The organism is Mycobacterium sp., from assembly GCF_036488105.1.
In the GTDB taxonomy this organism is placed as follows: Bacteria; Actinomycetota; Actinomycetes; order Mycobacteriales; family Mycobacteriaceae; genus Mycobacterium.
Genome location: NZ_DASXHW010000370.1, coordinates 1 through 8,477 on the forward strand (window position 1 = coordinate 1; position 8,477 = coordinate 8,477).

The window sequence follows — 8,477 nt, forward strand, 5'->3', positions numbered from 1 at the left end:
CTTCGCCAACCCGATCGCCTTCCTCTGCGGAGCGGTGCAATCCGCCTCCCGGCTCGGGGCCGAGCAAGCGTCGAAACTGTGCGCGCAGTACCTGGCGCCGATTTTCAAAAACCGCCAGTACAACTTCCCGATGCTTGGAGAGAACCTCTTCGTCGGACCGCAGGCCAGGCCTAACGAGGTCACCTACAGCGAGGACTGGATGCGGCCCGACTACGTTCCGCCGGCCAATACGACGCCGCCGGCCCAAGCGGTTGCAACTGGGCCGCCGCCTGCCGCCGGGCCCCCGGGTGCGCCGCTGCCCGCCGAAGCACCCGCCCCCGCTGCGACGGCCGCTGCGACGGTCGCCACCAACCCAGCGGCAGGTCTGCCCGGCATGATGATGCCCCCCGGAGGTGGCAGATGAGACATCGCCGCTGGCGCTGCGCGGCAGCGAACCTGGTAATGATCATGGCCCTGGCTGGGATATCCGGCTGCGGCTGGCGCGGGCTGAATTCGCTGCCGCTACCAGGCACCCAGGGCAACGGCCCGGGGTCCCTCGTGATCCAGGCGCAGATGCCCGATGTCAACAACATCCAACCGAACTCGCGGGTGCGGGTCGCAGACGTGACGGTCGGCCACGTGACGAAAATCGAGCGCCAGGGCTGGCATGCGTTGCTGACCATGAGCCTTAATGGCGACGTCGACCTGCCGGCCAACGCGACCGCCAAGATCGGCACGACCAGCCTGCTGGGTTCCTACCACATCGAGCTGGCACCACCGACAAACCAACCGGCGCAAGGCAAGCTGCGCAACGGCTCACTCATTCCGCTGTCACATGGCGGTGCCTACCCGACCACCGATCAGACGCTGGCGGCGCTGTCGCTGGTGCTCAACGGCGGCGGAATCAGCCAAGTACAGGACATCACCGAGGCGCTGAGCACCGCGTTCCGCGGCCGCGAGCAAGATCTGCGAAGCCTGATCGGGCAGCTGGACAAATTCACGGCGTACCTCAACGAGCAGAAGGGTGACATCATCGCAGCCGCCGAGAAGCTCAACCACCTCGTCGGCAAGTTCGCCGCTCAGCAACCCGTCCTCGACCGGGCCATTAAGACCATCCCCGACGCCCTGGCGGTGCTCAACAAAGAGCGAGACAGCCTGGTCGAGGCGGCCGACCAGCTGGGCAAATTCAGCGCCCTGACCGCCGACACGGTCATCAAAACCAAAGAAAACCTGGTCAAGGAGTTAAAGGAAGTCGGACCGGTGTTGGAGTCGCTCGCCAACGCTGGCCCCAGCCTGACACGATCGCTGAGCCTGATTCCCACCTTCCCATTTCCGAACGAAACCTTCGAAAACTTCATGCGCGGTGACTACGTCAACCTGACGGGGATCATCGACCTCACGCTCAGCCGCATCGACGCCGGACTATTCACCGGCACGAAGTGGACGTGCGATCTGACCGAGCTAGAGCTGCAGTGGGGCCGCACCGTCGGCCAGTACCCCAGCCCGTGCCTGGCTGGCGGCCCGTTCAACCCGGGCAATCCGCTCACGATTCCCTACCACTGGGACCAGGGGCGCTAGATGCATCTACACAGACGAGTCAAGATCCAGCTAGTGGTCCTTACCGTGATCGCGCTTGTCGCGTTGACAGTGATGTCGCTGCACTTCGTGAAACTGCCGGCCATGCTGTTCGGCGTCGGCCGGTACACGGTGAAGATGGAACTGCCGCAATCCGGAGGGCTGTATCAGACCGGCAACGTCACCTATCGCGGCACCGAAGTAGGCCGGGTGCAGTCGGTGCACCTGACCAATGGCGGCGTCGAAGCTGTGCTGTCACTGAAATCCGGCATCCACATTCCGAGAGACCTCAAAGCCGAGGTGCACAGTCAGTCGGCGGTCGGCGAATCGTACGTCGAGTTGCTGCCCCGCAACGGCACCTCGCCACCGCTCAAGGACGGCGACGTGATTCCGCTGAGCGACACCTCCGTACCGCGCGACATCAATGCCCTGCTCAGTGCCGCCAACACGGCTCTGCAAGCGATACCTCACGACAACCTGAAGACCGTCATTGACGAGTCGTACACGGCCGTGGGCGGGCTCGGGCCCGAACTTTCCCGCATTGTCAAGGGCGGGTCGAACCTTTCGATCGACGCGCGCAAGAATCTCGACCCGCTGGTTGCGCTGATCGAACAGTGGCAGCCGGTAGCCAATTCCCAAATCCAGACGTCCGATGCGATAGCGGCGTGGGCATCGCATTTGGCCACCGTGACCACCGAATTGCAGACCCACGACAAGGCCGTCGCCGCCGTCATCGACAACGGCGGCTCCGGGTTCGCGGAGACACGCCAACTTCTAGAGCGGCTGCAACCGACCCTGCCGGTTCTGCTGGCCAACCTGGTCAGCGCTAGCCAGGTCGCGCTCACCTACCAAAACGACATCGAATCGCTGCTGGTGATATTCCCCGAATCCATCCAAGCCGAACAGGCCGGCATCTTGGGAAACCTGAACACCAAGCAGGCCTATAGGGGCCAATACCTCAGCTTCAACCTCAACATCAACGTGCCGCCGCCGTGCACCACTGGGTTTCTGCCGGCCCAGCAGCAGCGGAACCCCGTTTTCGAAGACGCTCCGGAGCGGCCCGCTGGCGACCTGTACTGCAGGATCCCGCAGGACTCGCCCATTACCGGCGTGCGCGGCGTCCGCAATATCCCGTGCGAAACCAGGCCCGGCAAACGCGCACCAACGGTGAAGCTGTGCGAAAGCAACGAACAGTATGTGCCGCTCAACGACGGCTGGAACTGGAAAGGCGACCCCAACGGCACCTACACCGGCCAAGACATCCCGCAACTGCCGCCCGGGTCGCCGCCGCAGGCAGCACCGGCCCCACCGGCTCCCGCGCCAACGCCGGTGGCCGCCGCCGAGTACAACCCGGCCACCGGCACCTATATCGGGCCGGACGGGCGTCAGTACACCAAAACCGATCTGGCCCAAACCGCGCCGAAGGACAAATCATGGCAAACGATGTTGCTGCCGCCGGGCAACTGACCGCAATGGCGCGCGGCTCTAACGACCCCGACAGACGGAGGACGGTATGCAAGTAGCGATGGATTCTGAAGTGGCCCAGGACGACAACGCCGACATAGACATCGACATCGAGGACTTCGAGCCGGAGTCCGCTGCCGAGGATGCCGATGGTGAGCCGACGCCGCCGTCGAAAAAGCCGATAGCGCCGTCGTTGCGCGTAACGCTGTTCGGTGTGGTCGTAGTTGTTGTGTTGGCAGGACTGGTCGGATGGTTGGGCTTTCGCGCTCATCAGTCTCAGCAGGCGCAGACCCAGCGGAGTCAGTTTCTGCAGGTGGCCAGGCAGGGCGCGCTCAATTTGACGACGATCGACTGGCAGCGTGCCGAAGCCGATGTGCATCGCATTCTGGACGGGGCCACTGGGGAGTTCTACGACGACTTCGCCAAGCGGTCACAGCCGTTCATCGAGGTGCTCAAAAAAGCTCAGGCGAAGACGGTCGGCACGATCACCGAGGCCGGCTTGGAGTCGCAGACGGCCGACTCGGCCCAGGCGTTGGTGGCCGTGTCGGTGCAGACCTCGAATGCCGGTGAGGCAGAGCAGGTTCCGCGGGCATGGCGGATGCGTATCGACGTGCAGAAGGTAGGTGACCAGGTGAAGGTTTCTAATGTCGGGTTCGTGCCATGAGGTGGTTCGCGTCGCTCGGCGCAGGCGATCTAAGTGCGGCCGAGTCGGTGGAGGAAACACCGGCCGAGTCGGTGCAGACAGTGACCATTGCCGACGATGCCGAGGCGAGCGAAGCTGCCACGGAGGTCGATGGACCAGACCATGATGAGCAGCCCACGGCACGTCACGTCCGCTGGTCGCGGGCGATCGTGTTTGTGGTGCTGCCCGCGCTGGCGTTGTTGCTGGCTTCCGCCGCGGGCTTTTTGAAGTGGCAGGACGGCTCGGCTCGCGAAGCAGGCGTGGCTCGCACCGAATCCGTGCGGGCCGCTACCGACAGCACCATCGCGCTGCTTTCCTATAAGCCCGACACGGTCGAGAAGGACCTTGACGCTGCGCGGGGCCGGCTGACCGGTTCGTTCCTGAACGCTTACACATCGCTGATCCACGACATGGTCATCCCGGGAGCAAAGCAGAAGCAGATCTCGGCCATCGCAACCGTTCCGGCCGCCGCGTCGACTTCGGCCACCGAAAACCATGCTGTGGTATTACTTTTCGTGAATCAGTCCGTCATCATCGGTCAGGATGCGCCGACCAGCACGGCATCTAGCGTTCGAGTAACCCTCGACAAGGTCGGCGGCCGGTGGCTGATTTCCCAATTCGACCCCGTATAAACCGAGACGCGGTGAACCGGTGAAGATTTGGACTCTGGCGATCACAGCAGCTGCGGGTGTCGTCGGCTCGCTCCCGCTTGGGTCAGTACCGCGGGCGTACGCCGCGCCGGCACCTGAAGTCGAGTACGTGTATGACGTGATGGTGCGGCGGCACTACGACAACTTTGCGAACCCTGCCGACGCCGTCAACTACGGCTACGGGATCTGCGACAAGATCGGCCGCGGCGAGGGCTATGCCCAAGTCATGGGTGACGTGAAGAACGACATCAGGCCCAATGACGAGTTCGCAGCCAATTACCTTGTCTCGTATGCGGTTAACTTGTTATGCCCCGCACAGATTTGGCAACTGCGCAACTCGGCAGGCCACTACCAGCCACCTCCTGGCGGCTGAGAAAAGGAAGGAGACCGACATGCGGTTCTGGCCACTTACTCTGCCTGGCTTGGTTGCCGTCGGCGTCGTGCTGGGCGCGCCTGGCGCGCACGCGGATGGCGACAACAACACGCTCATACCGAACAACAAGCGGCTCAACGACAGTGTGGTTTCCAATGTCTTCACCATTGAGCATCAGGCAGGCTGCACCAACGACGTGAGGATCAGCCCACAATTGCAACTCGCCGCCCAGTGGCACACCAGAGATGTGCTGAACAACCGCAGCCTTGACGGTGATATCGGCTCAGACGGGTCCACACCACAAGATCGCGCCAACGCGGCAGGCTTCCATGGTCAGGTGGCGGAAACCGTGGCGATCAACCAGTCCATAGCTATCAGCGGCAACGATTTGCTAAATCGGTGGTACTACAATCCCGCCTACAAAGCCATCATGTCCAATTGCGCTAACAGCCAAATGGGAGTGTGGTCGGAAAACAGTCTGGATCGCACCGTCGTGGTGGCCGTGTACGGGCAGCCGCCGCCATCAGCCAATCCCAACCAAAAAGTCGTCGCGGAACTTCCTCCGGGCTCCCAGGCGAACAACATCCCGCTCGATCCCAGCCCCGACTACGACGCCAGCGACGAGCTCGAAACCGGTAACAACTGGTGGGCGTGGATCTTGCGAGGTGTGTATCCGCCGCCGGGTATTCCGCCGCAATAGGCGAGCGTAAGAGCGCCGTCGGCATCCGACTTACGCGTCAACGTCGCGCGAGCTTTGTAATCGTTGCCAGGTCAACACTTTTGGTGGGATCTCATCATCCACGAAGATAGAGGCATCGAGCCGGAAGAAGCGAGGATGGCACAAACCAGCCAGTGCGACCTGCCGCGTCAACCCGGCCTGATGCAGCGTGGAATTTATTGCGAGGCTGCCGGATTCATCGCCCGCGTGATCAGCAGGTGCACCCTCGATTCATCGTGGTCGTCAGATCGCCGCGGCAGATCGATCGATAAACACTGCGGCCTCCTATGCCGGGGATGGTGCCACCTGAACTCCCGGCCGGTCGCTGAACACCGGGACGGGTCCGGGAAGCGGTCGGGCCGCCATCGTCTTACGCCAGTTGGCCATACGACCGAATCTCTCAGAGCAGAAATGGATCACAGTGACGGTTAGTGGGATCAACACAGGAGATACGACTAGCAGCAGCATCCCGACAAGGGTCAGATAGGTGGTCATTGTTTCACTCTCATTGGGTAGAGACTCAATTTCGTGGCGGACCAGACATGGACATGGCCGAAGCACGTCCGTAGCGCGTTGCATACGCCCCTGTGGTCCTGCTGTGCTCCCAGTGTCTCTGGGCGTGGCCCGGTGCGCGTCACCTCATCGGGTGGTTGTCGTCTCCCCGACGGAGGCAAAGCCGGCGTCGTCCCTGCGCAGCGGAGTCGAATCGAGCGAACCGCATTGGTGACTGGCCGGCGAGAGCTAGGGTAAAAGCTGCAACGAAGGAATCTGCGATGGGAACTCTGGCACCGAGTCGTACGGACCGTTTGCTCTACCGGCCGGATCAAATCCGCCCCGCCAGTGCAGCTCGGATGCGGGCGGACTAGCGGTGGCCAATCCCGACGCGACTCAACGCAGCCCGAACTCGGGAATCGTCGCCGAGCTTGAGGCAGAGGGCTACCGCGATGCTGAGGCGGTAGGACGCGGCGGGTTCGGAGTGGTATATCGCTGTAACGAACCGTCGCTCGACCGCGTCGTCGCGGTGAAGGTGCTCAGTTCCGATCCGGACGATGTCGACATCGAACATTTCAACCGTGAGCAGCGGGCGATGGGACGGGTCTCCGGCCACCCGAACATCGTGCCCGTACTGCACAGCGGCCTAACCTTCGCCGGGCGTCCATACATCGTGATGCAGTATCACCGTCGAGACACGCTCGGTGCCTGGATCCGCGGTCACGGACCACTCGGGGTCCGCGAGGCGTTGGAGATAGGGGTGCGCCTGGCGGGCGCTCTGGAAACCGCTCACCGGGCGGGCGTACTTCATCGCGATATCAAGCCCGCTAATGTCTTGCTCACTGCTTATGGGGAACCGCAACTTGGCGACTTCGGCGTCGCGCGCATGGCGGGTGGCCGTGAGACCTCCTCGCAGCAGGTGGTCGGCTCCCTGGCCTACATCGCGCCGGAGCTCTTCGAGGGTGCCGCTGTCTCGGTCGCTGCGGATGTCTATGGCCTGGCGGCCACCGTCTTCACCGTGCTTACCGGCGACCCGCCATTTGCTGTGAGATCGGGCGAGCATCCCATTGCGTTTGTTCGTCGGGTGATGGCGGGTCCGATCCCTGATCTGCGCGCCAAAGGCGTTCCGGACCCGGTCTGCTCGGCAGTAGAGCTCGGGTTGCATATCGATCCGGCACGCCGTCCAAGCTCTGCCGCGGCGTTCGGTGAGATCCTGCGAGCAGCCGGCGCCCGTGTGGGGCTCAACATCGCCGAGGTTCCGCTGGAGTTACCGGCACCGGCGATCGACGCCGACGAATCGGGTTCTGGCACCGAAACTCCCGTATCAGCGGGGCATTACGCCGCAATTGGATTACGCTCGGACGGGTCAGGCTCGATGCCGCGAATGCAGAAGCCGCCGAGCGCCCCGACACGATTTCGCCCGCCGACATTCACTCGCCCGACAGTACCGAGGCAACGAATCCTCGACCGCCTCGGGTCGGGGCCAAGGCCAAAGCTGGCCCTGATTCACGCGCCCGCCGGCTACGGCAAGAGCACGCTGGCCGCGCAGTGGACTCAAACGCTCACCGGGCAAGGACTGAAGACCGCATGGTTGGCGATAGATAGCGACGACAACAACACGGTCTGGTTTCTCGCCCACCTGATCGAGGCGATTCGGCGCACCATGCCAGACCTCGCCGACACATTACAACAAGAATTCGAAGGCCATTTGGAAAATACCCCGGAATATGTCTTTAACGCGTTGATCAATAGCCTACATTCCGACAAACAAACCCTCGCGCTGGTGATGGAAGACTGGCATCGCGTAAACAACGTTGAAACCACAAACGCTCTCGCCTACCTGCTTGAGAATAGTTGCCATCACTTGCATCTCATTGTCACAAGTCGTACGCGTTCGGGGCTTCCGCTCTCTACGTTGGCGGTCCAGGGGGAGCTGGTAGAAATCGACTCATCGCTTCTCAAATTCGATACGGCCGAATCTCAAGCGCTGCTGGTCGATCAATGCGGTCTCGCCCTCACGCCAGCCAATGTGGCCCAACTCGAGGACTCCACAGACGGATGGGCCGCCGCCTTGCAGCTGGCGTCACTATCCCTTCGTGGCCGTCCCGACCCAGCCGCACTCATCGAGAAACTGTCCGGGCGACATAAAGCAATAGGTGACTATTTGGCGTCCAACGTCCTAGACAGCCTTGAGTCGGATCTCCTCGATTTCCTGTTGTCGACCTGCATCCCCAAACAGATCTGCAGTGGATTGGCGGCCGCGCTCACCGACAACCGGCACAGCCAAAACGTCCTGGAAGAGATCGAAAATCGTGATCTCTTTCTGCGCAGAACCGATACCGAGGGATCGTGGTTCCAATACCATCACCTTTTCGCCGACTACCTGCGGCACCGCCTCGAGCGCGACGCACAAGATCGCATACCCGAGCTGCACCGCAGAGCCGCGCGGTGGTTTACCGAACACCAGATGCTCAGCCAGGCCGTTGATCACCTGATCCTCGCCGGGGACGCAGGGCGGGCGGTCGACGCGGTCGAGGAGGCGGG

7 protein-coding genes and 1 pseudogene are annotated in these 8,477 nt (G+C 62.5%); all 8 read left to right on the forward strand.

Annotated elements, in window-relative coordinates; translation table 11 throughout:
• Positions 1 to 403: pseudogene (locus tag VGH54_RS19460) on the forward strand (mammalian cell entry protein); the annotation flags it as partial.
• 38 nt (positions 404 to 441) lie between these two features.
• Complete coding sequence (locus VGH54_RS19465; RefSeq protein ID WP_414688751.1) at positions 442 to 1,557, forward strand: virulence factor Mce family protein; 1,116 nt, start codon at positions 442 to 444, stop codon at positions 1,555 to 1,557.
• Positions 1,558 to 3,021 (forward strand): MlaD family protein, encoded by a 1,464-nt coding sequence (locus VGH54_RS19470; RefSeq protein ID WP_331513711.1) that lies wholly within the window; start codon positions 1,558 to 1,560, stop codon positions 3,019 to 3,021.
• A 58-nt stretch (positions 3,022 to 3,079) separates the two neighbouring features.
• Positions 3,080 to 3,682 (forward strand): mammalian cell entry protein, encoded by a 603-nt coding sequence (locus VGH54_RS19475; protein ID WP_331513712.1) that lies wholly within the window; start codon positions 3,080 to 3,082, stop codon positions 3,680 to 3,682.
• A complete protein-coding gene (locus tag VGH54_RS19480; RefSeq protein ID WP_331513713.1) occupies positions 3,679 to 4,332 on the forward strand; it encodes a hypothetical protein in 654 nt (217 codons plus the stop codon). The genes VGH54_RS19475 and VGH54_RS19480 overlap by 4 nt, the downstream gene beginning before the upstream one ends.
• A 19-nt stretch (positions 4,333 to 4,351) precedes the next feature.
• Complete coding sequence (locus VGH54_RS19485) at positions 4,352 to 4,723, forward strand: DUF732 domain-containing protein (RefSeq protein ID WP_331513714.1); 372 nt, start codon at positions 4,352 to 4,354, stop codon at positions 4,721 to 4,723.
• Between the two features lie 19 nt (positions 4,724 to 4,742).
• Positions 4,743 to 5,423: a CAP domain-containing protein gene (locus VGH54_RS19490; RefSeq protein ID WP_331513715.1), complete on the forward strand. Its 681-nt coding sequence runs from the start codon at positions 4,743 to 4,745 to the stop codon at positions 5,421 to 5,423.
• 886 nt (positions 5,424 to 6,309) lie between these two features.
• Positions 6,310 to 8,477, forward strand: a 2,168-nt coding sequence (locus VGH54_RS19495; protein ID WP_331513716.1) for a protein kinase domain-containing protein, incomplete at its 3' end; no start/stop codon positions are given.

What these genes read in the sequence shown, in the direction of transcription:
- VGH54_RS19465 (WP_414688751.1), top strand. Translation starts at nt 442, where the DNA reads ATGATCATGGCCCTGGCTGGGATATCCGGCTGCGGCTGGCGCGGGCTG.
- VGH54_RS19490 (WP_331513715.1), top strand. Translation starts at nt 4,743, where the DNA reads ATGCGGTTCTGGCCACTTACTCTGCCTGGCTTGGTTGCCGTCGGCGTC.
- VGH54_RS19470 (WP_331513711.1), top strand. Translation starts at nt 1,558, where the DNA reads ATGCATCTACACAGACGAGTCAAGATCCAGCTAGTGGTCCTTACCGTG.
- VGH54_RS19480 (WP_331513713.1), top strand. Translation starts at nt 3,679, where the DNA reads ATGAGGTGGTTCGCGTCGCTCGGCGCAGGCGATCTAAGTGCGGCCGAG.
- VGH54_RS19475 (WP_331513712.1), top strand. Translation starts at nt 3,080, where the DNA reads ATGGATTCTGAAGTGGCCCAGGACGACAACGCCGACATAGACATCGAC.